The following is a 26,245-nucleotide window of genomic DNA, read 5'->3' as shown; positions in this document are numbered from 1 at the left end:
TGTACGCATGGGCGGAAATTGCAAGAAACCAGCCTTCAGCGTAGCGAACACTGGTAGTTTTAGCACGCCGGTGCAGACATCAAGGCCTTGCGGTCGTTGGGTGGTTGGGGTTTTTCAGGGGCGACTATTGAGTTGATCGTGTTGTTTAAGTGCAGAAAGCGGAACGTGCTTCTATTTACGACTCGCAAGCTATAACACAGCGAGCTCAAGCGGAGCAACCGGCCTAACCAAATCCTGTCTAATTCGACGAGACAGAACGGCGGTGGGAGTGTGAAGAAAAGGTTAAAGTAATCTCGGCTCAAGAAGGCTGCGCGGCCCGTATAGTCGCGTCTGCTCACATTTTTTAGCCCTTCACGCCAAGGCTGGGTATCCTTTGCAGATGCTTAAAGTCGCGTTTGCTCTTTCCTTGCTGTGCACCCTGTTCGTTCCGCTGCAAGCGGTTGCTCGGGCAACCATCGACAAGATCGAAATCAAGGGGTTGGACAACGGCGACGACGCCGAGATGATCGAGAACATCCAGGTCTCTTTGTCTCTCTATGAGGCCGTCGGCAAGGAGCAAGGCGAGTCGCGTCTGGAGTATCTGCTGGCACAAGCCGAGCGGCAGACGCGTGAGGCGCTGGAGCCGTTTGGCTATTACTCGCCGACCATCACGCTGGCTGCGCCACGTGCAGGCGACAAGGTGACCGTGGTGATCACGGTGGATCGTGGCGAGCCGGTGCGGGTGCGCACCTCGCATATCTCGATCTCCGGCTGGGCCGAGCAGGACCGCTACCTGGGCCAGGACCTCAAGCAGTTCGAGCCGCGCGAGGGGCAGGTCTTCAGCCATCCGCAATACGAAGCCAGCAAGGTGCGCATCACCCGGCGCCTGGCCGAGCGTGGCTACTTCGATGCCGACTTCACCCAGCGCCGCGTTGCGATCACGCGTGCCGAGCATGCGGCCGACATCGATCTGAACTGGGACAGCGGCCGCCGCTACGACATGGGCAAGGTGCGCTTCGACTACGACTACTTCCGCGACGGCCTGTTCGATCCGCTGGTGTACTGGGAGGAGGGCAGCTACTACCACGAAGGCAAGCTGGATCGGCTGCGCGAGTCGCTGACCAAGCTGGATTACTTCAGCACCATCGATATCCAGCCCAAGCCCGAAGAGGCCGACGACCAGGGCCGCGTGCCGGTGGACGTCAAACTTACCCGCGCCAAGCGCACCGTGTACACCTCCGGCTTGAGCTACGGCAGCGAGAGCGGCGCCGGTGTGCGCGGTGGCGTGGAGCGGCGTTACGTGAACTCGCGCGGCCACAAGATGGACACGCAGCTGGACTACGCGCAGAACCGCAAGAGCCTGACCACCAGCTACCGCGTGCCGGCGTTCCGTTGGCTGGATGGCTGGTACACCGCCTCGGCGCGGCTGTACGACGAGCAGACCGATTACATCGACCTGCGCAACGTCAAACTCACCGGCAGCCGCAGCGGCCAGATCAACGAGCGCTGGAGCGCGATTGCCTCGATCAACGCCTTGCGCGAGCGGTGGCGTTTCAGCAGCGGCGACGATTTCGAAGGCGCGGTGTACGAAACCTCCACGCTGATCTATCCGCAGCTGCAGGCCAACTACATCAACGTCGACGACCGGCTGTTTCCGCGCAGCGGCGTGTCGGGCCAGATGTTCATTCGCGGCGGTGCCGAGGGTGCCGGCTCGGATACCAACTTCGGGCAGGTATACGGCCAGCTACGCTGGTTTCTGGGCGCTGGCGACAACAGCCGTTTGATCCTGCGCGGCGAAGGCGGCACCACCTGGACCAGCGATCTGGTCGCGATGCCGCCAAGCCTGCGCTTCTTCGCTGGTGGCGCGAACAGCATTCGGGGTTATGCGTTTCGCGAAGTCGGCCCGCGTACGCCCAAGCCCGACGAATTCGCGCTCGGCGCCAAGAACGTGGTCACCGCCAGTGCCGAGTACGAGCATTACCTCAAGGGCGGCCCCTGGGGCGGCGCGGTATTCGTCGACAGCGGTAGCGCGTTCGATGACCGGCCAGACTGGCACACGGGTGTCGGCTTCGGCCTGCGTTGGCGCTCGCCGGTGGGCCCGGTGCGGGTGGATATCGCGCATGGCTTGAACGACCCCGACTCGCAGTTTCAGCTCTATATCGATATCGGGGCCAACCTGTGAGCACACCCACGCCGCCAGCCGCACCGCCCCGCGCGCGCTTCTATCGCCGCCGCCGGTTCTGGGTGGGCTCAGGCCTGACCGTGCTCGGGCTGGTGCTGCTGGCCTTAATCACGATCTATTGGCTGCTGCAGACCGTGGCCGGCCGCGATGTGTTGCTGGCGCAGGTGGTTGCGCGCCTGCCGGTGGGCGCCACCTTTACCTACGGCAAGGTCGAAGGCCCGGTAGCTGGCCCGCTGACCCTGCGCGATGTGGATTTCCATTATCAGGACATCCACTTCACTGCCGAGCGCGTGTATCTGGAGCCGTATCTGCGCCCGCTGCTTGGGCGCAAGCTGCAGCTGGACGCGGTGCAGGTCAGCAATGCCACCTTGAATCTGGGCAAGAGCGACGAACCATTCACCCTGCCCAGCTGGCCCGAGTCGCTACCGCAAATCAACGTGCCGCTGGCGATCCAGGCCGACAAGATCGATGTGCAGAACCTGCGCGTCACTCAGCTGCAGCAGCCGATGATCGTGCTGCACAAGGTGCAGGGCGGGATCGATGTCGCCACCGGCGAGCTGCGCATGCGCGATCTGGTCATCGACACCGACAGGGGCGACTTCCGTCTGCACGGCGATTACGTGCCCAACGACGACTACCGCGCCGACCTCACCGCCACTGCGGTGCTACCGGCCGCACGCGGGCGGACCCCGGCCAGCCTCGGGCTGGTGGCACGCGGTGATCTGGACAAGATGGAAGTGGCCATTGCCGGCCGCGCGCCCGCACCGCTGCAGGCCAGCCTGGTGTTTACCGGTCGCGATGATCCGACCTGGGCGTTCAAGGCCGTGACCGAGGCGCTGGATACCTCGCTGCTGATTCCGGCCGCTCAGGGGCAACCCAATCCGCCGGCCACGCCGATCGCCCTGAACCTGCAGGCCTCCGGCAAGGGCGGCAACGCCGATCTGCACGGCAGCGTCAAGCAGGGTGAGTTGAACGCCACGCTGCAGCCGTCGCATATCGCCCTGGCCGACCAGGTACTCACAGTCGAACCGTTGGTGATCGACACCTTCGAAGGCCGCACGCAATTGCGTGGCACCGCCGATTTGCGCGATCCCCAGAATCCGAGTTTCCGGTTTGCGGTCAATGCCAGCGGCTTGCGTTTCACGCCGGCGGCGGACCCCGCCACACCCGAGGCGCCGCTGGTGCCGGTGGAGTTGAAGGACGCACGTTTGGGCGTGGCCGGCACCTTGAAGGCATGGGCCGCGATTGGCCGCGCCACGGTCGAGCGCGATGGTCAGCAGGCCGAACTGGTGTTCGACAGCCGCGGCAATGACCAACGTGCGCAACTCAAGCAGGTGCAGGCGAAAACGCCGGGCGGCGCGCTGGATCTCACCGGCGAAGTGGTCTGGGCGCCGGAGCTGCAATGGGATGTCAACGCGCAGTTGGCCAAGTTCGACCCGGGCTATTTCGTGCCGGGCTGGAACGGCAATCTGTCCGGCAAGATCGCATCCAAGGGCCGCCAATTGCCGGCACCTGCGGGCGGCGTCTCGCCAGGCTTCGAAGCCACCGCAGACATCCCCAGCCTGACCGGGCAGCTGCGTCAACGCGCGCTGTCGGCCAATGGCAAATTCGCGTTGCGCGGCGAACAGGCCGAAGGCGAACTGCAACTGGCGCTGGGCAATAGCCGCATCAACGCCAAGGGCAAGGTGGGCGACCAACTCGATATCGCCGCGCAGCTGCAGCCGTTGCAACTGGAAGATGTGCTGCCTGGCGCCACCGGCGTACTACGTGGGCAACTGCAGGTCAGCGGCAAGCGCGACGCACCCGACATCACCGCCGACATCACCGGTAATGGCCTGCGCTGGAACACCTATAGCGCGCAGAGCATCAGCCTGCGTGGCCGGCTGCCGTGGCGCGGCAGCGATGGGCAACTGGCATTGCAAGGCACCGCCATCGAAGCCGGCGCGGTGCTGGACAGCGTGCGCGTGCAGGCGCGCGGCGCGGTGGAAGCCTTGCGGCTGGATGCCGACATCGGCAACAGCATGGCCAGCGTTGCCTTGCAGGGCGATGTACGGCGCAACGGCGAGCGCTGGCAGGGCCAGGTCGCCACCTTGCGGATTGCGCCTTCCAAGGGCGATGCCTGGGCGTTGCGTCAGCCGGCGCAGTTCAGCACCGACGGCGCGGCCTTCACCTTGTCGGACACCTGCCTGGGCGCAGCCACCGGTGGCGCACTCTGCGCCAGCGCCAACTGGCCGCGCGAGGGCATGGTGGTGCACGGGGATGCACTGCCGCTGTCGCTGGTGCAGCCGTGGCTGCCCAAGCAGGAAGGCCGGCAAATTTATCTGCGTGGCGAACTCTCGTTGGACGGCAGCTTCAAACCACGCGGCAACGCCTGGGAAGGCAGCCTGCGCATCGCCTCGCCCGAGGGCGGCATTCGTCTGGGCGAAACCCGCTACGCGGCAGTGGCCGGTAATCCCAATCGCGGCGAGTTGCTGCGCTACGACCAGTTCAGCATGCAGGCCGATTTCACCCCGCAGCAGATCCAGGGCAAGCTCGGTATCGGCTTCCAGGGTGCCGGCTTTGTCGATGCCAAGTTCAACACCGGCTGGGATGCGTACGCACCGCTCAACGGCGAGCTGTATCTCAATATGTCGCGGCTGTACTGGCTCGAATTGGTAATTGCCGATGTGGTGCAGCCCAAGGGGCTGGTCGAAGGCCACGTGAGCTTGCGCGGTACCCGCGACAAACCGCTGCTGGGCGGCGATGCCACCTTGAGTAACTTTACCGCCGAATATCCGTCGATGGGTTTGACGCTGAGCGAAGGCAAGGGCCGCTTCGATGCCTTGCCGGATGGCTCGGCCAAGATCACCGCGTCGGCCAAGTCCGGTCCCGGAACGCTCACGGTCGATGGCGGGTTGTCGTGGTTCGGTACCAGCACGCCGCTGCTGCTCAATATCCGCGGCGACAACGTGCTGGCCTACAACACCAGCGAGCTGCGCATCATCGCCAACCCAGATATGCAGTTCGGCATTACCGATAACACCATGCATCTGCGTGGCAAGGTCACCGTGCCCGAAGCGGACATCGACCTGGAACGCCTGGACCGCGGCACCTCGGTGTCTGAAGACGTGGTGGTGCTGGACCCTGTAGATCCGGAACAAACCCCGGCATCGCCACTGGATATGGACCTGGCCATTGTGCTCGGCGACAAGGTCAACATGACCGGCTTCGGTCTCAAGGGCGGGCTGAGCGGGCAGATGCAGATTCGCGCACGCCCGGGCCGCGAAATGACCGCCAACGGCGGGCTGGATGTGCGTGGCCGCTACAAGGCCTATGGCCAGGATTTGACCATCAGCCGCGGCCAGCTGACCTGGAACAACAATATTGTGTCCGACCCGCGCGTGAGCCTGCGCGCCGAACGCAAGATCGGCGATGTCACCGCCGGCATCGACGTCAGCGGCCGCGCCGAATCGCCGCGCGCCGATGTATGGTCGGAACCGGCAATGTCGCAATCCGAAGCGCTGTCGTACCTGGTCCTCGGCCGCGGCCTGTCCACGGCCAGCAGCGACGAAACCCAACAGGTCAGCGCCGCCTCGGCGGCACTGTCGGCAGGCAGCAGCCTGATCGCCTCGCAGATCGGCGCCAAGCTCGGCCTGGACGAAGCCGGCGTCAGTCAATCCAGCACGCTTGGCTCGGTGGTCGGTTTCGGCAAATATCTCTCGCCCAAACTTTACGTCGGCTACGGCGTGTCGATGATCGGCGGCGGCTCGGTCCTGACGCTCAAATACCTGCTCAGCCGCGGCTTCGATATTGAAGCCGAATCCAGCACCGTCGAGACCAAGGGGTCGGTGAATTGGCGGCGGGAGAAGTAGCGCGCGACATTTGCTGGCAGAAACTACTGGTCAATCTTTGACGTCTGCCGCATGTAGCGTGCAGCTCTTGTTGCATGCAGACAGGGCTGCGCCGCTTGCATCTGCGTCTACCTCCCGAGTGGTAGCGAAAGATGACTTTATTTGTGCTCGTTCCTCATCGACCTGCCAGTCGATGTGCACAATGATTTTTCAGGTATCCAGGCGGGCAAGCAACGGATGAGAGCTGGGCAAAAAGGAAATGGCGTAGAAGGGTTGTGGGCTATCGGTCGGCTACATTGTCTTTTTTTCGGTGTTCTTCCTGATGCTCCAGTGGTTGGAAGTGGAGTCGGCATTGACCAAAGGAGTAAAGCTGTTTTGCTTCTCGGAAGTGGTGCTGCTGGTGGCATTCGCAATCGATTACTCGAAAATGTGTAGGCGTTAGGTGCAAGCTTTGCTGAAGTAAGTTCTCATGGCGTAATAGCTTTTAGCTTTACCTGCGCTGGGCATCGGCATCAATGCGGCGTTGGACGGTTCATGCCGGTGAAAAACGCGCCATTACGCACTCTTTATGCCCACCCCCGGCGCGCGAATAGCCCCTTTATGCCGGCCAGGCCTACCTTGGCACTCCCGCACTGTGGTGCGTTGAGCCGAACACGATGTGTATCCTGATTTTGCGAGGTCCTCAGGCCGATCCGGCGCCGTTGCTGCCGATGCAGTTGCCTGAGTGTGCCGGGCGTGCGTTGCGCACGTTGGCGTGTGCCGATGTGGATAGCTTGATTGCCGAGTTGCATGCGGCCGGTGGCGATGCCGAGGTGGAGCTGGTGTTGCTGGATTCGGGCGATCTGCCCTTGTCCGAACGTCGCTGCGCGCGGGCCTTGCGTGCCGCCGTGGATGCGTTGCCTACGCCGTATATCGAACTGCATACCGATGCCGATCAGGAGCTGGAGCCGTGGCTGCATCCGCAGCATGCGCCGTTGGCGGTGGTGATCACGCCGCACGATGCGCCGCGTGCATATGCGATGTCGCTCGGCATTGCCGCGCGGTGTCTGCCGTCGATGCGCGCGCCGTTGCGCGTTGCTGCCTGAGGAGGACGCCATGTCGATCATGATCATGCGTGGGCCGGAGGCGGCGATGCCGCTGGTGCGTGGGCCACAGCCGTTGCCTCGCGCTGTCATCCGTCAATTGGTGGCCTGTGCCGGGGATGCGGGCAAGACGGTGGCATTGCGTGCCTGTGGCTCGGAGCAGGACCTGTTGGATGCGCTACGTGTGGCCGGTCAGGCGCGGATGGAGATCGCGCTGATCGATCCGGGCAGTTGCGTGGACAGCGCGCGGTTGCATCGCGTGCTGAGCGATTTGCCTTATCCGTATGTCGAAACGCATGACGATAGCGTGGACCGCCCGGAACGCTGCCTGCCGCATGGTCTGGGGCACTGCATCGCCACGGTGCATGGCTACTGCGCGCAGAGCTATCTGCTAGGGCTGGAGATTGCGCTGGAACATCTGGGCTGCACGGAGATCCAGGGCGATGTCCACGTCGGGACCTGAGCGGCGCCAGCTGCATTACTTCGCCGATTACGAAGGCTATTGCGACGGTCGGCCGGTGCTGTGGGGACAGCTGGCGCATAGCGTGGACGTACCAGCCGATGGCGAGCTGGATGCAGCCGGTTTGGTATGCGCGCTGCGCCGACGTGCGGCCGAGGCGCATGGATTGGAAGCAGGGCAAATTCGCCTATGCCAGGTCACGCGGCTCTAGCTGCGAGCTTGGAGCAGCGAACAACACGAGTACGCAACCACTAAGCGGGTGCGGCCGCTGCTCGGTGCGGCGTGCACCAGTTGTGCGCTGCGGTTGCTGCGCGCCGTCCGCACCCAACTGACGACCGCCCGAAGTTTTAGTAGCCGCTATTTGTATTTAACGCGCAGATGTAGCTTGATCGCTGTAGACGGCATGGCACTGCATTGGCGCTTCGCTCGTGTTGCGCTGCAACTACGCATAGCCCAACAACGAACGCTGAAAAGACACCGCCGCCCGAAAGGCGGCGGTGTCGTGGTACTGCCAAGACGGCGTAACACCGCCCTGCAGATTTCGCTTACTTGGCTGCCGCGTTATCCGGCACGAACTTGGTCAGCTGGTTGCCGGTGGCGGCTGTGCCGAAGTTGAAGCGGCCGTAGCCGGCGCCCCAGTACAGCGCGCCGTTTGCGATGGCCGGAGAACTGATCACCGAGCCGCTGGCGTTGTAGTTCCACACGGTGGCGCCAGTGTCAGCGTCCAGTGCGACCATATTGCCCGCCATCGAGCCGGCATACAGCAGGTTCGGCGAGACCGTCAGCGAGCCCTGGCCGCCCGCCGGCACGGTCGGATTCACCGGGTTGATGCCGGGCACCTTGACTTGCCACTTGATCTTGCCGGTTGCTGCGTCCAGCGCGGCCCACGAACCGCCGTTATGGGTCTGGACGTTCGCCGGCCCCAACGTATAGGTGGCGTTGGAGTTGTTGTTGATAGCCACGTAGACCTGCGACTTGTACGGGTCGAACGCGGTACCCCATTCCACCCCGCCGGTGGTGCCGCCGGGGCCGACCTGGGTCGACCACACCTTGGCGCCGGTCTTGGCGTCGAAGGCCCAGTAGATGCCGCTCTTCTGACCGGCACCGACCAACTGCTGCAACTTGCCGTTGCGCGGCACGGCAAACAGTTGCACGCCAGCACCGCCAAAGTCGTAATCCGGGCCGGTCAGGTTGGTTGCCTGCGTGTTGGGGCACAGACCGTTGGTCGGCGCCATGACGCAGGACAGATTCCACGCGTCGTAGCCCTGTGCACGGTTGGCCCAGACCAGCGTGCCGGTATCCAGATTCAACGAAATCACCGAGTCGACGTAATTGTCCGGTGCCATGCAGTTGAGCTCATCCTGCACGGTGAGTTCGCTGCCGCGATAAGAGCGCGCGTTGGAAATGCAGTTACCCACCCCTTGCGGAATGTTGTAGTTGTTGCCGGTGCCGAAATACAGGCGACGGCTGATCGGGTCGATGGCCACCTGGCCCCACACCGACGCGCCGGTGTAGCCCTCGGGCAGGTTGTAGAACTGTCACACCTTCTTGCCGGTGTTCAGATCCACCGCCACCACACTGCGGCGGAAGCTGAAGCTGTGGTTGACCGCCAGGTTGCCCCAGTCTCCGGACGACACGCCGACGTAGATGCGGTTGCCGTAGATGACCGGCGCGGAGGTGATGCGCGCCTGCGGGTTGGCTTCTACCGTGGTCTTCCACAGCAGCTTGCCGGTCTTCTTGTCCAGCGCCAGCAAGGTGCCGGCGACCTGGTCGCCAACGATGATGCTCTTGGCGCTGATGGCCGGCGTATTGCGCGTCACCGAGTTGGCGTTGCCGGTGTAATCGGACAGCTTGGCTTGCCAGTTCGGCTTGCCGGTTTGCGTGTCCACGCTATACAGCGTGCCGCCCCAGTCAGGCACATACAGGGTGCCGCCTTCGACGCTGGGCGTGGCCGAGATATCGCCGGTGGTGGTCAGCGTCCACGCCGGCTTGAGGGTCTTGGCGGTGGTGCGATTGATCTTCCACTCGCCTGGTGCGAATCGCGAGTTCAAGTAGCCGCCACCGGCGGTGGTCCAGTTGCTGGGGCTGGCGAAGGGCAGGTCTTGACCGAAGCTGCGCCAGACCTCGCCGGAGCGTGCGAATGCCTGGGTATCCAGGGACGATACCGGCTCTCGCGCGGTGGTGGCACCAGACTGGGCGAAAGCCACTGCACTGAAGCGCAGGCAGGGAACGAGCGTCACACTGCTGAACCGCAAACGGCGTTTGGAATTGGTCATCACGGCATGTCCTAGATAGAAGGAAGCGTTGGATCCCCCCGGATCTGCTGACCGAACGATGGACGACTAACGTGACCGCGCAACACCTAAGCCGCGCTGCATTCAGAAATCGGTCGGGTCCGTTTGCATCTGGTACGACCAGCTCGAAAAATTTGCGTTCAATCGGTTCGTTATTCGCACCAATCGTGATGGTTCATCACTATCTTGCGCGATCGCGATAGAAAAAATGATTGATGCGGCCTCGTTGAATGTGTGCGGATGACAGCGGTTTGCAAGAAGTAACCAGGAAATTTCGCGCAACCTTGTGTGGTGGGTTTTTGCTGCGATTGAGGGTGCGATAGAAGAGGGCGCGACAAGAGTCTGGTGCGTGATGTGGACATCGAGTTGATACGCGCAGTACCTTGCGGGTGATTGTGCGGTGCGGTGCGGTGCGGTGCGGTGCGGTGCGGCGTGGTGCTCATGGTGTGGCGTGTGCACGCATGCGTGGCCCGTACCCTCATCCGCCCCTTTGGGGCACCTTCTCCCGAGGGGAGAAGGGAGGAGCTTCTGGCGGCGCAGTCGCTGCGCGCGGAATGCGGTTGCACGCGCATTGGCTGCGACGAAGCCAGCGCGACAGCAAGCGCACCAGGCGGCGTTGCAGCGTGCCTGTCTGCGCGCATTGCGGTAATGATGCGCAAAGGCGTTATTGATCTGACGTATTGCCCATCGCGACACAGCAGCGGCAGCATCATGACGCACGACGCACGACGCACGACGCACGACGCACGACGCACGACGCACGACGCACACGCAAGCAACTGCACTAAGCGGAAATCACCTCACGCTTCATGCAAGTCATCTGCACCGACTTACAAGCGCTCCGACGCGCGTGAAGCATGCTGCACTGCAGCGGGATCGATTGCTGCCAGTTGGGCGATCGCATCCTGCACCACGGCAGGAACGCTGGCATCCACGTCCACCGACACCACGTCCGCTTCGTCCAGCGGCAGCTCCAGCGTCTGGAGCTGGCTGTCGAGCAACGTGGGTGGCATGAAGTGGCCAGCGCGGGTGCTTAAGCGGGCGGCGATCACCTGCGGGGCTGCGTGCAGGAATACGAAGCGCATCGGCACCCCGCTATTGCGCAGTAATTGGCGATGCGCGCTGCGCAAACCGGAGAAGGCCAGCACCACCGATTCGCCGGCCTGTACGCAATCGCGCAGCGTCGCCGATAGCAGCTCCACCCATGGCAGACGCATCGCGTCGGTGAGCGGTTGGCCGGCCGCCATCTGCGCGCGTGCTGCCACGCTGTGATAGTCGTCGGCATCCAGAAAACGAAAGCCGTAATGCGCTGCAAGTGCCTGCGCAATGGTGGTCTTGCCGCTGCCCGACACGCCCATCACCACGATGGCAAGCGGCGAAGCGGACGCGGGCGTGGCGTGTGTGGCGGTGTCCATCACGGCAGGTTATATCTCTGGATCGATTCGGCATTCGAGTGGATTTCACATTGGCGGCAGCCGACGCGTGGTGTAGCGTCGGCGCTCCTCGCCAGGTGCGCGAGCACCCAGCGTAACGGCGTGCTCGGCCGGGTACAACGCATTTCAAGGTGTGTCGATGACGTCATCGCCCGTAACGTCTCCTGCATCGGCGCGCCTGCGCTGGCGCGAAAAGCTGGGCTATGGCGCCGGCGATCTGGGTCTGAATCTGTATTGGGCCAACATCTCTGCGTTCTTGCTGATTTTCTACACCGACACCATGCACCTGCCTGCTGCTGCCGTCGGCACGATGATCCTGTTAACCAAGATCGCCGATGCGATCGCCGACCCGGCGATGGGCGCACTGGCCGACCGCACGCGTAGCCGGCTCGGCAAGTTCCGCCCGTATCTGTTGTGGGGCGCGTTGCCGATGGCAGCCACCGGTGTGCTCGCCTACACCACGCCGGATCTGGATCAACACGGGCGCATGTGGTGGGCCACGATCACCTTCCTGATGATGATGCTGGCGTACACGGTGGTGAGCATTCCGTACTCGGCGTTGTCGGGCGTGATCACCGCCGACAGCCAGCAGCGCACCGGCCTGATCAGCCTGCGTTTCATCGGTGCGTTTGCAGGCACCACCTTGGTCAATTACTTCACGATGGACTTGGTGCGCTGGTTCGGCGCAGGCAACGATGCACTGGGATGGCAGCGCACGATGTTGCTGTACGGCGCGGTGGCGATGCTGTTGTTCGTCACCGTGGCGCTGACCACGCGCGAGCGCGTGCAACCGCCGCCGCAACAACGCACACCGATCCGGCGTGACATCGCCGATCTGTTGCAGAACAAGCCGTGGTGCGTGCTGTTCGTGCTGTCGTTGATCATCATGATCACGATCACCATGCGCGGCGGTGCTGGCGTGTATTACCTCAAGTACTACGTGCAACGCCCGGATCTGGTGGGCTTGTTTTTAGGCAGCTATTCGGTGGCTTTGGGCGTGGGTGCGGCAATCACGCCGATGCTGACGCGGCGCTGGGACAAGCGCCGGCTGATGTGCGGGCTGATGGTGCTCGTTGGCTTATTGAGCTGTGCAATGTTCTTTGTGCCTGCCGATGCGGTGTGGGCCGTGTTTGCCTTGAACATACTGATCGGCCTGGCGCTGGGTCCGAAGTCGCCATTGGCGTTTTCGATGTATGCCGATAGCGCGGACTACACAGAATGGCGCACCGGCCGCCGTGCCACGGCGATGACGTTTGCGGCTGCGACGTTCTCGCAAAAGCTCGGCGGCGCGCTGGCCTCTGCCGGCATCGCCTGGGTGCTGGCCGCAATGGGGTATGTCGCCAACACTGCGCAGTCCACCGGGTCGTTGACCGGCATCGTGCTGCTGCTGACGGTGATTCCTGGTGCGGTCGCATTATTGGCTGCATGGACCATGCGTTTTTATCCACTGGACGATGGCTTGTTGAGCCGCATCCAGCACGAACTGGCCGCGCGCAAGCGCGACGAACAGGAGCACTCTTGACCGTGTCTGCAACCCCCATTGCTACGTCCGATGCGCTGTCCAGCTTGATGGCGCCCAGCGCCGATGGTGCGCGTTACGCGCTCTATAGCCCGACCGCCATGCCCAATGCCGGCGGCTTCTTGTGGAACCGCCGCATGATGCTGCAGCTGACCTGCCGCGGCTATGCCACCGGCCAGTTCATGCAGCCGGAACCCTCGAAATACGCGCATGCGCCGGTGCTGGAAGCGCGCAACTTCATGATGCCGGAGCAGCCGTATTACGCGCATCATCCCGGGCGCTTCTTCTATCTCAAGGATGAAGACACCGGCGCGGTGTACTCGGTGCCGCACGAACCGGTGCGCGCGCAGCCGCAGGCGTTCGAATTTTCTGCCGGCAAGCACGATGTGCGCTGGCGTGTGCGGCACGACGACATCGTGGTGCAGTTGTGCGTATCCCTGCCCACCGACGATGCGGTGGAGCTGTGGGAATGCCGTGTGCACAACGTCTCCGGGCGCGCGCGCAGGCTGAGCCTGTATGCGTACTTCCCGGTTGGCTACATGTCGTGGATGCATCAATCCGGCGGTTATGAGCCGGCCCTGGGCGGCATCGTCTGCCGTAGCGTGGCGCCGTATCAAAAGGTGGACGATTACTTCCGCCAGCGCGATTTCAAAGACTGCACCTTCCTGCTGCACGAGCAGACGCCGGTGGCCTGGGACGCGCAGCAGACGGCATTCGAAGGCGAGGGTGGTTTGCACGCGCCATCGGCGGTGCAGGCCGAGCAGCTGGGCAACCACGATGCGCATTACGAAACGCCAGCCGCCGCGTTGCAATACCGGCTGATGCTGGACGCCGATGCCGCCAGCGTGTATCGCTTCGCATTCGGGCCGGCCAAGGACGATGCCGAAATTGCCGCGCTGCGCGCGCGCTATTTGTCGGAAGCCGGCTTTGCACAAGCGGCACGAGAGTATGCGGACTATCTGCAGGCCGGCCGTGGCTGCGTGCAGATCGCAACACCCGATGCGGCGCTGGACAATCTGGTCAACCACTGGTTGCCGCGCCAGGTGTTCTACCACGGCGACGTCAATCGCCTGACCACCGATCCGCAGACGCGCAACTATCTGCAGGACCATATGGGCATGGCCTATCTGCAGCCGGCCACCGCGCGCGCGGCGCTGCTGCATGCCTTGTCGCAGCAGGAACCCAGTGGCGCGATGCCGGACGGCATTCTGCTGGTAGAAGGCGCCGAGCTGAAATACATCAACCAGGTGCCGCATACCGACCACTGCGTGTGGTTGCCGATCTTCCTGAGCGCGTATCTGGCCGAAACCGGCGATGCCAGCATCCTGGACGCGATCGTGGAAACCCACGACGGGCAGCGCCTGAGCGTGGCCGAGCGCCTGGATGCAGCGATGCAATGGCTGCTGGATGCGCGCGATGCACGTGGTTTGAGTTTTATCGCGCAGGGCGACTGGTGCGACCCGATGAATATGGTCGGCTGGCGCGGCAAGGGGGTGTCCGGCTGGCTCACGGTCGCCACCGCGTATGCAGTGCGCCTGTGGTCGGAGATTTGCACCGCGCAGGGCCGCAGCGCGCAGGCGCAGACATTCGGCGAGGCGGTTGCCGCGATCAACGCCGATGCCAACCGCGAGTTGTGGGACGGCAACTGGTATGCGCGCGGCATCACCGACGATGGCGTGCGCTTCGGCATCGCCGACGATGTAGAGGGGCGCATCTATCTCAATCCGCAGAGTTTCGCGCTGCTGGCCGGCACCGCTAATGCAGAGCAACGTACGGCACTGCTGGAGGCAGTGCGCGAGCAGCTGCACACCCCGTATGGCCCCGTGATGCTAGCGCCGGCGTACACGCATATGCGCGACGACGTGGGCCGGCTAACCCAGAAGTGGCCGGGCGCGGCGGAAAACGGTGCGGTCTACAACCACGCGGCGGCATTCTATTTGTACAGCCTGTACCAGATTGGCGAGGCCGACCGCGCCTGGGAGATCCTGCGCGCGCTGCTGCCAGGGCCGACCCGCGAGGATGTGCTGCAACGCGGCCATCTGCCGGTGTCGCTACCGAACTACTACCGCGGCGCGTGGCATCAGTATCCGCGCACGGCCGGGCGCTCAAGTCAGTTGTTCAACACCGGCACGGTGGCGTGGGTGTATCGCTGCGTGCTGGAAGGGTTGTTCGGGCTGGTCGGCGAGGGCGACGCGCTGGCGATTCGCCCGCAGCTGCCATCGCACTGGCCGCACGCGCGTGCGACGCGCCAGTTCCGTGGTGCGGACTTTAACGTCACGCTGATGCGCGAGGCGGGCCGCACTGCGATGGAAGTGATGGTGGATGGCGAGGCCTGTCCGGAGCAGCGCATTCGCAACATCGTGAGTGGGCAGGTGTATCGGGTCGAGGTGCGGTTGCCGGGATGAGATGAGGCTCTCTCGGCGGACGCCAAGATCCATCCCGACATTACCGATAGTCACCCCGAAATGGCTGGAGAGCATCCTTGACGCTCTCCAGCCAGTCTCGCGTCAATGTGTGGGCGCCGGCCCCAGATAGGACGCAGGCACCGGCACGGTGCTCAGCACGAGCTTCTGCAGGACGATGTTGTCGTCGATCCTGACGACCTTGATCGTGTGCCGCCCCTTTGCCAGCGCGCCCATCTGTGCCGACAGGAACACCGCGTTGTTCTGCACCGCGGTTGCCCAGGCTTTTTCAGCGGGCAGGTTCTGCGCCCCGCCGGTCGGCTGCAAGTCCGAACTGACGGTGGTCACCGGACCATGGTCGATGGATACGCCGAGCCGGAGCGGCCCGCGATTGGACGTATCCAGCGTCGGCGCAAGATACAGGCCGAGTGTCGCCGTGCCCGGCGTGGTGACGACCACGTCGTACTCCACAGCGACACGGTCCTCGGCCGCGGTGGCGGGCTTGCCCTGCGGCAGTGCGACCACGGCGCCTTGCGTGCGTCCCAGTGCGGGGATCGCGGTCCACTGCAGGCCCTTGTTGGCGGTGACCCGCGAGAACATGGGTGCCTCGATCGCGATCACTCCTGGCGTTTGCGCGGCAGGCGGTGCGAACGCGATGGAGCGGGCGATCCGGTCGGGCGGCGTGTCGCCGCCCACACGGCTGATCAATGGCATCGACTGCTGAGTAGGGTCATTCCAGGTCACATAACTCATGTGGACCTGATTCATCATGCCGTCCCATTTGCCACCGCTGATGGTGTGGTAGCGCTGCGTCAGTGCCTGATCGCGTTGAAAGGTGGTCTCGACCGTATCGGCGAAGTAGTTCGCACGCGCATCGTTGCCTGCGGCAAGGCGCTTGTTCCACGCGGCCGCGTAATAGAGCTGGTAGAGATTGGCCACTGCGGCGATCGGGTATTCGATCAGCTGGTAGTAGGCATCGTGCTGGTCGGCCGGCAAGCTCGTTTTGACGCCAAGCATGCGCTGTTCAAGCGCCTGCCATTCGGCGACGATCGCGCCGAACTCGCCGCCGTCGAGCTTGGCCGGTGCACCCTCGCCGAGGGCGAACGTATCCTGGTCGATCAATTCCGGCTTTCTACGCGCAACCAGCGTGCTGTAGCGAGTCATCAACGCGCCAATGCCCGCGGCATGCGGAGTGCCGAACGATGCCTGTGCCCATTGTTGCGGATACGCCGCAAGTGCACCGGGCGTCATCGCCTCCGGATTCCAGGCCATCCTCAAAAAAAAGCTCAGTGGGTATTCCATCGGCTTGATATCGCCGACGTTGACCACCCAGAGCTGCCGTGCGCCACGCTGATAGGCCAGATTCATCTGCTGCCAGATCTTTTCGATCTGGTTGGTATTGATCCATTTGTAGTTACGCGGCACCCCGACATAATCGAAATGGTAGTACACGCCATAACCGCCGGCGCGTTGCAGGTCAGTGATCGGAAGACGGCGAATCTGGCCCCAGTTATCGTCGGAAAACAGCAGGGTGACATCGTCGGGAACCTGCATGCCGTGGTCGTAGTAGTCCTGCACTTCCTTGTAGAGCGCCCACACCTGCGGCGTCTGCGTGGCCGGTGCCTGCGTCACCTCGGCAATGATGGCGCGCTGGTCTGCGACGACCTGTTCCAGCAAATGGCTTGCCGTGCTTTCGGCCATCGGTTCGTCGCCATCGCCGCGCATGCCAATGGTCACCAGGCTGTCGTAGCGTTGACCATCGCCTTTGGACATCATCCGCGCAATACCGCCCTTCCAGAAGGCGCGCAGATTGGCGGCATTGCTGGTGTAGTCCCAGGCACCGCCGCTGTTGGGGATGCTCTTGAGATGCCATTCCTTCTGCGCGCGCATCATCGGCTCGTGATGGGAGGTGCCCATGACGATGCCCATCTGATCGGCCAGCACCATGTTGTCGGGATCATCGACATTGAACGCCTTGCCCCACATCGCCGGCCACAGATAATTGGCCTTCATGCGAAGCCCCAGCTCGAAGACATACGCATACATCTTCGCATTGACGCCGCCGAATTTCTTGGTTGCCCAGCCCTTCAAGGCGGGATCTTCGTCATTGATGAAGAAGCCGCGGTAGCGCACCTTCGGCGCATCCGACACGCTGCCGCGGGTGATGAACAGGTTGGAGCGATGCGCTGTTGCCACGTCGGCAAACCAGTACCAGGGCGACACGCCGATCTTTTCTGAAACATCATAGGTGCCGAATACCGCGCCACGGCGGTCGGCACCGACGATGACAAGCGCGCGATCAATCTGTGGCGTGGGGTGATCGACGACGATCTGGGTGTACGCCTCCCAGCGCTGCAGTAAAGCGCCCCTGTCGATTTTCCCGCCGGCAATGAGTGCATCGATGAACGGGCTCTTGCCGAGTGTGCCAACGATCACGGCCGTTCCGCGGACGGTAGCCAAGTCGGTGGTCACGCCACTGTTGCGGCCGGCGACGCGTTGCAGGTCGGCCGCGAAATTATCGGCGACCGAGCGCACGGCGAGGTCGGCCGATGCATCGACCACGACCGTGGCCGGCACCTCCGAGCGGATCAGCGCAACTGCGCCGGCACTGTCGCGTTCGCACACCGACACCGGCGAGTTACAGGCCCACGCACCGCCGGCGGCGAACAGGCCGATCGCGATGATCAGTAGGGAGCGCGCGCGCAGCGGCGCAATTGACGAGGTCTGTGTTCTTGCTGGAACGGACATGGGCTCTCTACGCATGCGGTGCTGAGTTCTGATGGATGTGGTGCGATGCACGTATCGACTGCGGTTGTGCGAGAAGGGCGCGGCCGATTTACCGCGGTGACATGTGTTACGCCTGCTCGCTGCTCCGCGCTCCATCGCGTGACCGAAGCGCACTGCGGTTGCTGACTGTCATGCTTGGAATGCAGCGATGACTGGCATCACGCGGATGGCGTGGACGACAGCGTTGCGTGGCAATCAAACCGTGCCATGCAAACCGACGTCGCAAGAAACGTCTCGGCACCTCGTCCGATTCAACGTGGACAGACAGTATGTCGTGATAGCGCTAACATCAAGCGTCCTGGCAGACGCGGCTGCAATAGTTGCGCGGCGTCTATCGCTCAGCAGCTGCGGTGTGCTGCGGCCATGATCGTGCAGCACCGACGGCTGTGATTGCACTGCGCGTGTTGGCTGTCTTGGCGCGTGTGAACGGGCTTCGGGTCACCCCACCGGCAGGGAGAAACCGCCCAACGACATGCCGGCAATCCGATGGGCGCGGGTGTGTGTTGCGTGTCTGCGATGACCGATGACCAGCGAAGCGAGCGCAGCGCGCTCGTCCAACCCCGTGAGCGGCCTGGCAGGGCGAGGCACGAACGCCGTCGCAACCATGTGCCTGACCGCTGCCCGGCGCCGGATGCGGCGCACGCAACGCCAACGTGCACGACTGCGTAAACTCCAGGCCTGGCGCTGCGCCGTGTAGGAGGACATGTTGGTCTCGAGCTGGATCCTGCTGCTGGTTTCCGTTGGCTACGCAGCCCTGCTGTTCGGAGTGGCGTGGTGGGGCGACCGCCGTCCGCTGTACCCGGAGCGGCCATGGTTGCGGCCGGCGGTCTATAGCCTGGCGTTGGCGGTGTATTGCTCGTCGTGGACCTTCTACGGCGCAGTGGGCTCGGCGGTGCGCAACGGCATCGGCTACCTGCCGATCTATCTGGGCCCGCTGTTATTGCTGCTGTTCGGCTGGCGCATCATCGAGCGTCTGGCGCTGATCGCCCGTGCCGAAAACACTGTCTCCATCGCCGATTTCATTTCCTCGCGCTATGGCCGTTCGCGCCGGCTGGCCGCATTGGTGGCGGTGATTGCGCTGGTCGGCATCGTGCCGTACCTGGCGCTGCAGTACAAAGCGGTGGCCATGAGCCTGGAGGTGTTGACCGGGCATAGCAGCGCCGGGCGCGGCATCTTCGCCGACCCGGCGTTGTACGTGGCGTTGCTGATGGCCTTGTTCGCCACCTTGTTCGGTACCCGCCAGGTGGACGCCACCGAACACCACCGCGGCATGATGCTGGCAATCGCACTGGAGTCGGTGATCAAGCTGGTCGCTATCGTGGCGGTTGGCTTGTTCGCGTGGCTGTGGTTGAGCGACCACCAACTGCATATCGCCGATTCGGCGCGCACGCTGTTCGAACACACGCCGTCGGTGGGCTTCATTTCGCAGACGCTGCTGAGTTTTCTGGCGGTGATCTGCCTGCCGCGCCAATTCCATGTGGCGGTGGTCGAATGCAGCGACGTGGGCGACATCCGCCGCGCACGTTGGTTTTTCGGCGCGTATCTGGTGATCATCTCGGCGATGGTGATGCCGATCGCCTCGGCCGGCATCGCACTGTTCGGCAAGGGCAGTGCAGTGGTGGACGATGCAGTGGTGCTCGCACTGCCGCTCAGCCAGGGCAACACGGTGCTGGCACTGGTCGCCTACGTTGGCGGATTTTCGGCGGCCACCGGCATGGTGATCGTGGCCAGCATCGCGTTGGCCACCATGGTCAGCAACGACCTGGTGATGCCGGTGCTGCTGCGCCGCCGTGGCAGCGCCGACGCGCGCGCGGCGGTGGCTTCGCGGGTGTTGTGGATTCGTCGTGTCGCCATCCTGCTGCTGGCACTGATTGCCTACGGCTATCACCGCAGCGTCGCTAATGACACTACCTTGGCCGCGTACGGGTTGATGGCATTTGCCGCGGTGGCGCAGTTCGCGCCGGGTGTGATCGGCGGGCTGTATTGGCGCGGGGCCAGCCGCAAGGGCGTGGAGACCGGCATGGTGCTCGGCTTCATGACCTGGATCTACACGCTGTTGTTGCCGGCGGCCACGCGCGCCGGTTGGCTGCAGCCGGAGTGGCTGGTAGATGGGCCGTTCGGTATCGCCTGGCTGCAACCGCAGCAGTTGTTCGGCATGCGCGGCTGGGACCCGCTTGCGCATGGCACGTTCTGGTCGTTGTTGGTCAACGTTGGCGCGATGATGCTGGTCTCCGCGCGCTGGCGTCCCGGCGTGGACGAGCGGCTGCGTGCAGCGCCATTCCTGGACCCGTATGCGCAGCGTCCGGCGGTGGCCGGCGACTGGCCGGGGCATGTGCGCGTGGCCGATCTGCAGGCACTGGCCGAGCGCGTGGTGGGTGAGCGGCATGCGCATCGCGCCTTCGTCGACCAAGCGGCGCTACTGGAACGCGAACTGCAGCCCACCGTGGTGGCCGACCGTGCCTGGGTGCAATTCACCGAACGCCTGCTGGCCGCGTCCATTGGCGCCGCCTCCGCACGCCTGGTACTGACCAGCCTGTTGCGTGGTTCGGGTATGGATCTGGGCGAAGTGGTGGCGGTGTTGGATGAAGCCGGCCAGGAACTGCGTTTCAATCGCGAGATCCTGTCCACCACGCTGGAAAACATCAGCGCGGCGGTCAGCGTGGTCGACCCGGACATGCGCCTGACCGCTTGGAATCGGCGCTATCAGCAGCTGTTCGGGTATCCCGATGGCATGTTGTATGTGGGCCGCCCGGTCGCCGATCTGATCCGCTACAACGCCGAGCGTGGCGAACTGGGCGAGGGCGATATCGAAGACCAGATCGACCGCCGCATCCGGCATATGCGCGCCGGCTCGCCGCATGTGTTCGAGCGTACCCGCAGCGACGGCAAGGTGATCGAAATGCGCGGCCAGGCGCTGCCGGGCGGTGGCTACGTCACCAGCTACAACGACATCACCGACTACAAGCGCGCCGAACGTGCGTTGCTGGATGCCAACGAAAATCTCGAGCAACGCGTGGCCGATCGCTCGCGCGAGGCCGAGTTGGCGCAGCAATCCAAGACACGCTTTCTCGCTGCCATCAGTCACGACGTATTGCAGCCGCTCAATGCCGCGCGCTTGTTCGCCTCGGCCTTGCGCGAGAGTCATCAGAACAACGAAGAACAGCGGCATCTGGCCGAGCGCGTGGATGCCTCGCTACGTGCGGCTGAAGAACTGCTTGATGGTCTGCTTGATGTCTCGCGTCTGGATGCCGGCGGATTACGCCCCACGGTCGAAGATTTCGACGCCAGCGCACTGATGCATGAATTGGCTGCGCAATACGCGCCGGTGGCGGCCAGCCGTGGTCTTCAGCTACAGGTCCATGTGCGCCCGATCTGGGTGCGCAGCGACCGCCGCTTGTTGCGCCGGGTGATGCAGAACTTCCTGGCCAATGCGCTGCGCTACACGCGCCAGGGCCGCATCGTACTGGGCATGCGCGGGCGCGGGCAGCAGGTGGAGCTGCAGGTGTGGGACACCGGCCCGGGCATTCCCGAACACCACATGCGGCAGATCTTCGAAGAATTCCGCCGCTATCAGCAGCCCTTCGATTGGGGCGAGCAGGGTCTGGGGTTGGGTCTGTCGATTTGCCAACGCATCTCGCGCCTGCTCGACCACGACCTGAGCGCGCGCAGCCAGGTCGGCCGCGGCAGCATGTTCTCGATCCTGTTGCCGCGTGTGGCGCCGGCTCCGGTGCCACCGCCCTTGCCGATGACGGCTGCACGTGCATCGCCCAGTGGGGATTCGCTGGCCGGCCTGCGCGTGCTGTGCGTGGATAACGACCGCGAAATTCTCGATGGCATGCGCGCGCTGCTCGGCCGCTGGCAGGTGGAAGTGATCACCGCCAGCACCGTGGACCAGGCACTGGAACGTGCGCGCGAACAGCCGGACCTGATGCTGGTGGATTACCACCTCCACGACCGCATGGATGGTCTGGATACGCTCGACGCCGTGCAAGCCGCTGCACCCGCACCGATCGCCGGCGCCTTGCTCACCGCCGACGGCCGTGACGAACTCAAGCAGCTCGCGCGCGAACGCGGCTATCGCTTGCTGACCAAGCCGGTGAAGCCGGCATCGCTACGTGCATTTTTGAGTGCGCATCACGATGCGAAGAAGCGCTGACGGGCACTGTGCTGGCATTACTGCGATATGCAGGGATGCATGCGGCAACCCTTGAAGATGGCAATGCTTACCTCGCGTGTAGAGCAAGGCCATGTATTGCAGGAGCGCGCTGGCGCGCGATGAAGCGTTACCGATAATGCTTCATCGCGCGCCAGCGCGCTCCTACGATAGATGATGCTTACGCGGCCCCGCCCAGGTGCTCGTACAGAATCACGCTGCCGACGATCACCAGAATCAATCCACCCAAGATTTCGGCGCGCTTGCCGATCAGATTGCCGAGCGCGCGGCCCAGCATCACGCCTGCAGTGACCATGCTGAAGGTGCACAGACCCACCACGACGGCTACCACGCCGATGTGCACATCGAGAAACGCCAGGCTGACGCCAACCGCCATCGCATCAATGCTGGTGGCAAAACCGGTGGTGGCCAAGCCCAGCAATCCATGCCGTTTCGGCGTCTCGGCGTCTGCACCGGCGTCGTCGTCCGGCCCATTGCGCAGGCCGGCGATCATCATATGCGTGCCCAATGCACCCAGCAGCACGAAGGCAATCCAGTGATCGTAGGCAGACACATAACTGGATGCGGCCCGGCCCAGCAGCCAGCCGATCACCGGGGTGATGGCTTCGATACAGCCGAAAATCAAACCGGCACGCAGCGCATCGCGCCACTGTGGTTTGCGCATTGCCGCGCCCTTGCCGATCGCCGCGGCAAACGCGTCGGTGGACATTGCAAAACCGATCAACACGATGGAAAAAGGAGACATCGACACTCTCGGGTTGGGCACGGTCACAACGGCATGCGCCCGCGCCAACCGTCGTCGTGCACGCATGCCGCTGGTCTCGCCAAACCGAAACTGGTTGCCTGCACCACGGCGCACTGGCCGAGTATGTTGATACAGGCGCTTTCGATGGACGAAAGCAGGCTACTCCCCAAGGGGCGCGCAGTGTACCAACGCATTGCCGCGTTCGGTGCGTTTGCACTGCACGCGAAGGTTGGTCTGATCTTTATAGCCTTGGCTATTCGGGCACTTTATGGTGGGCCACCGGCGGTGTTCCATCGCCGCGCAGCAAGGCGCGTACCGTGTTCATTTCCACATCGCGTCCGTGTTGCAGATCCTGCGTGGTGATGTCTACCGGCACGTCGGGTAACACGCCGGGACCTGGCTGTGGGCTGGTTGGAAGCTGTGCGACCAACGGTAGATTCACTTCGATCTGCGAATTGGGAAGATGCAAAAAGAAAAACGCACTGCCGTTGATGCCGCGCAGGTTGCCGCCGGTGGGCTGGCCGACCAGCGTGGCCAGGCCGTTGCGCTGCAGTTGCTGTGCAACGTCGAAGGTAGCCGAGCTGTTCTCGGCGCTGATCAACACCAATACCCGGCCGTTGAAGTGGGGCGTGTGCAGTGGCAGGTAGCGCTGCGCTGCAGGGTGCGGGGAATCGAGCGTGTAGAAACGCGTGTCATAGGCGACAGCGCGCGCCCCAGTCGCGGAAGGAGCGGTCCCAGGTGGTCACATACGGCGCCAACGCATCGGGCAAGCGGCGATAGCGCACCAATTTGCGAAGCGGCGACACCGCGACCTCGCCTGCGGCCAGATAGCCAAGCAGCACGCTTGCCACATCCAGCCCGCCCTCGTTGCCACGCAGATCGATCACCAACGCAGGCACCTGACGCTCGGCAAGGCCTGTGCAGCTGCTGGCCAAAAAGGCCTGCCAATCCCAGGGGCTGTCATAGAGCGCCCAGTCGGGCATGCGCAGGAGTGCCAGGTCGGCCGAGTCCATCGTCAGCGTCCATGCCGGCGCTGCGCTGTCGCGTGCACGCTGGGGCGCCATCGCGTTGCTTTGCGCCGCGTCGATGCCCTGTACCGGTAGTGCGCGGTGCTGGGTTGCGTGCGGCTAGTGCAGCCCGCCGGAAATCTCGGCAGTCGCCGCACACAGGGCCTGCAATGCCGCTTGTGGGCTTACCAGGGCAGGGCGCCGTTCGATGAAGGGCACGGTGAGCGTGTAGCTGGCGCTGCCGCGTTGCAGGATCGGTGCGGTCAGATCGACCACGCCCACTACCGCTTCGCTGGGCTGCATGGCGTAACCATCGCGGCGTGCCTGCGCGGCGGCGGCCAGGAACTGCGCGCGCTCGAACGGCACGTCGCTGGCATCGAGCATGTCCAGCCAGCGCGCCTGCACCTCCGGCTGCTGGAAGGCGAACAGCACCAGCCCGGAGCTGGAATGCGTCAACGGGCGACGATGCCCCGGGCGTACCACCAGGCCCAGATCGCTGGGCACATCCATCTGCGCAATCACCACGATCTGGTCGCCGGACGGCGCCACCAGGTGGCACGGCTGGTAGATCGCATCGGACAACCGCCGCATCACCGGCAACGCGGCTTCGCTGATGCTCTGCACATGCGGCTGCTGCATGCCGAGCATGAATAGACGGTTGGTCAATACGTAATCGCCTTCGCCGTCGCGGGTGAGGTAGCCACGCTCTTCCAACACCTGCAGCATGCGGAAGATCTCCCCGCGCGAGCGGCCGATGCCCTGCGAGATCGCGCCCATGCTCATCGGCTGCGCCTGGCGGGCGAGCAGCTCCAGGATGTCCAGGCCCTTGTCCAGGGCCGGCGCGCGGTACTTGGCGGGTTCGGTGCTCATCCGTTTGCAGGTCCAGGCAAGGTGCGGCGCGCCAGGGTACAGGCAACGCGGCGCGGGGTCAGGTGGGGCGGGTCAGTGCAAATATAAACAAAGATTTTATATTTGCATGGCGCTGGCCTGCGCAGTACGCTCGCTCGATTGCAACGCAAGCGCCACAGCCTTGGGAGGGGAACGGTCGCATGCATCACAGTGACATTGCCGCGTCACCGCGCGGCAACCTGGGGCGTACCGCCATGGTTCCCCTGTTGTTGATCGTCAGCCTGTTCTTTTTATGGGGCATGGCCAACAACCTCAACGACATCTTGATCAAGCAGTTCAAGAAGGCCTTCGAACTGACCGATCTACAGGCCGGGTTGGTGCAGAGCGCCTTCTACATGGGCTATTTCGTGTTCGCGATGCCGGCGGCGATGTTCATGCGCCGCTACAGCTACAAGGCGGCGGTGGTGCTGGGCCTGCTGCTGTACGCCTGCGGCGCGCTCCTGTTCTATCCGGCTGCGCAGATACACACGTACTGGCTGTTCCTGCTGGCGTTGTTCGTCATCGCCAGCGGCCTGGCCTTCCTGGAAACAACTGCCAACCCGCTGGTCACCGTGCTCGGTCCTGCCGATGGCGCAGCGCGGCGCTTGAACCTGGCGCAGGCGTTCAACCCGCTGGGGTCGATCACCGGCGTGCTGGTCGGCCAGCACTTCATCTTCTCCGGCGTGGAGCACACCCCGGCCGAGCTTGCAGCGATGGCGCCAGCCGCGCGCGAGGCGTTCTTCGCCACCGAATCGTCGGCGGTGCAGATGCCATACCTGATCATCGGTGCGGTGGTGGTGCTGTGGGCGATCCTGATTGCGTTGGTGCGCTTCCCCACCGGCGCACCGGATGCGGACGCTGGCGTGGCACCCAAGCGCGCACGCTTCAGCGAGTTGCTGCGTAATCGGTTGTTCGTGTTTTCGGTAGTGGCGCAGTTCTTTTACGTGGGCGCGCAGGTCGGCATCTGGAGTTATCTGATTCGCTACCTGCAAGATGCCGTACCCGGCACGCCGGAAAAAACCGCGGCCACTTACTTGACCATTTCGCTGGTGCTGTTCATGGCCGGCCGCTTCATCGGCACCGCGCTGTTGCGCTATCTGGCACCTGCGAAGCTGCTGGCAACGTTTGCGGTGATCAATCTGATCCTGTGTACGGTGGCCATCGCGCTGCCTGGTTGGACCGGGTTGTATGCGCTGGTGGCGGCGAGCGTATTTATGTCGGTGATGTTCCCGACCATTTTTGCGTTGGGGCTAGACGGCATGCATGACGATGCCCGCAAGCTGGGCTCGTCCTTGTTGGTGATGTCGATCATTGGCGGCGCGTTGCTCACTGCGGTGATGGGCGCGGTGTCCGATATGGCCGGTATCCACTGGGCGATGGTGGTGCCAGGCGCCTGCTTTGCTGTGATTTTGTTGTTCGCGTTGCGCGCACGCCGCACAGCGCGCGTGATTGCAGGAGCCTGA

The 26,245-nt window shown here is 63.7% G+C and carries 13 protein-coding genes, 2 pseudogenes and 1 riboswitch; of the genes and pseudogenes, 9 read left to right on the top strand and 6 right to left on the bottom strand.

The window, feature by feature from the left end:
• The first annotated feature begins 379 nt into the window (after positions 1-379).
• The 5 genes from NX05_RS20175 (at position 380) to NX05_RS20155 (ending at position 7,744) form a co-directional block, all read left to right on the top strand.
• Positions 380-2,161: an autotransporter assembly complex protein TamA gene (locus NX05_RS20175; protein ID WP_039437550.1), complete on the top strand. Its 1,782-nt coding sequence runs from the start codon at positions 380-382 to the stop codon at positions 2,159-2,161.
• The gene (locus tag NX05_RS20170; protein ID WP_039437549.1) at positions 2,158-6,012 is read left to right on the top strand and encodes a translocation/assembly module TamB domain-containing protein; all 3,855 of its coding nucleotides are present in this window, start codon (positions 2,158-2,160) and stop codon (positions 6,010-6,012) included. Before NX05_RS20175 ends, NX05_RS20170 begins: the two co-directional genes overlap by 4 nt.
• 635 nt (positions 6,013-6,647) lie before the next feature.
• Positions 6,648-7,076 carry a hypothetical protein gene (locus NX05_RS20165; protein WP_039437547.1) on the top strand — a complete coding sequence of 143 codons (429 nt, stop codon included), beginning with the start codon at positions 6,648-6,650 and terminating at the stop codon, positions 7,074-7,076.
• 10 nt (positions 7,077-7,086) lie between these two features.
• Positions 7,087-7,536, top strand: a complete 450-nt coding sequence (locus NX05_RS20160) for a 3-dehydroquinate dehydratase (RefSeq protein WP_039437546.1) — start codon at positions 7,087-7,089, stop codon at positions 7,534-7,536.
• On the top strand, positions 7,517-7,744 hold the full coding sequence (locus NX05_RS20155; RefSeq protein ID WP_011257273.1) for a hypothetical protein: 228 nt from the start codon (positions 7,517-7,519) through the stop codon (positions 7,742-7,744). Before NX05_RS20160 ends, NX05_RS20155 begins: the two co-directional genes overlap by 20 nt.
• Positions 7,745-8,078: 334 nt before the next feature.
• On the opposite strand, the pseudogene NX05_RS20150 reads toward NX05_RS20155, so the two are convergent.
• Positions 8,079-9,809, bottom strand: a pseudogene (locus NX05_RS20150) (outer membrane protein assembly factor BamB family protein).
• An 848-nt stretch (positions 9,810-10,657) separates the two neighbouring features.
• Complete coding sequence (locus NX05_RS20145; RefSeq protein WP_010381320.1) at positions 10,658-11,242, bottom strand: gluconokinase; 585 nt, start codon at positions 11,240-11,242, stop codon at positions 10,658-10,660.
• A gap of 157 nt (positions 11,243-11,399) precedes the next feature.
• Here NX05_RS20145 and NX05_RS20140 point away from each other — a divergent pair, with 157 nt between their 5' ends.
• Together NX05_RS20140 and NX05_RS20135 are read left to right on the top strand one after the other, a co-directional pair.
• Complete coding sequence (locus NX05_RS20140) at positions 11,400-12,782, top strand: MFS transporter (RefSeq protein WP_039437543.1); 1,383 nt, start codon at positions 11,400-11,402, stop codon at positions 12,780-12,782.
• Between the two features lie 2 nt (positions 12,783-12,784).
• Positions 12,785-15,184, top strand: coding sequence for a GH36-type glycosyl hydrolase domain-containing protein (locus NX05_RS20135; RefSeq protein ID WP_039437641.1), 2,400 nt, complete (start codon positions 12,785-12,787; stop codon positions 15,182-15,184).
• Positions 15,185-15,286: 102 nt separating this feature from the next.
• Here the strand turns inward: NX05_RS20135 and NX05_RS20130 are convergent, their stop codons facing one another.
• Positions 15,287-17,929 (bottom strand): glycosyl hydrolase 115 family protein, encoded by a 2,643-nt coding sequence (locus NX05_RS20130; protein ID WP_039437541.1) that lies wholly within the window; start codon positions 17,927-17,929, stop codon positions 15,287-15,289.
• Positions 17,930-18,671: 742 nt separating this feature from the next.
• Here NX05_RS20130 and NX05_RS20125 point away from each other — a divergent pair.
• Entirely contained in the window at positions 18,672-22,124 is a 3,453-nt protein-coding gene (locus NX05_RS20125) for a hybrid sensor histidine kinase/response regulator (protein ID WP_172645711.1), read from the top strand.
• A 178-nt stretch (positions 22,125-22,302) separates the two neighbouring features.
• Here NX05_RS20125 and NX05_RS20120 read toward each other — a convergent pair whose 3' ends face one another.
• The 3 genes and pseudogenes from NX05_RS20120 to NX05_RS20110 form a co-directional block, all read right to left on the bottom strand.
• Complete coding sequence (locus tag NX05_RS20120; RefSeq protein WP_010374404.1) at positions 22,303-22,887, bottom strand: manganese efflux pump MntP; 585 nt, start codon at positions 22,885-22,887, stop codon at positions 22,303-22,305.
• Positions 22,888-22,899: 12 nt separating this feature from the next.
• Positions 22,900-23,061, bottom strand: a riboswitch (yybP-ykoY riboswitch).
• Between the two features lie 79 nt (positions 23,062-23,140).
• Positions 23,141-24,014: pseudogene (locus tag NX05_RS20115) on the bottom strand (S41 family peptidase); the annotation flags it as partial.
• Positions 24,015-24,764, bottom strand: coding sequence for an IclR family transcriptional regulator (locus NX05_RS20110; RefSeq protein WP_010374400.1), 750 nt, complete (start codon positions 24,762-24,764; stop codon positions 24,015-24,017).
• Positions 24,765-24,943: 179 nt separating this feature from the next.
• Here NX05_RS20110 and fucP point away from each other — a divergent pair, with 179 nt between their 5' ends.
• Positions 24,944-26,245, top strand: a complete 1,302-nt coding sequence (fucP, locus tag NX05_RS20105; RefSeq protein WP_039437538.1) for an L-fucose:H+ symporter permease — start codon at positions 24,944-24,946, stop codon at positions 26,243-26,245.

This window comes from Xanthomonas vasicola, from assembly GCF_000772705.2.
GTDB classification, from domain to species: domain Bacteria; phylum Pseudomonadota; class Gammaproteobacteria; order Xanthomonadales; family Xanthomonadaceae; genus Xanthomonas; species Xanthomonas vasicola.
Note: the sequence above shows the minus strand (reverse complement) of the source record. Positions and strands in the feature narration are given on the sequence as shown.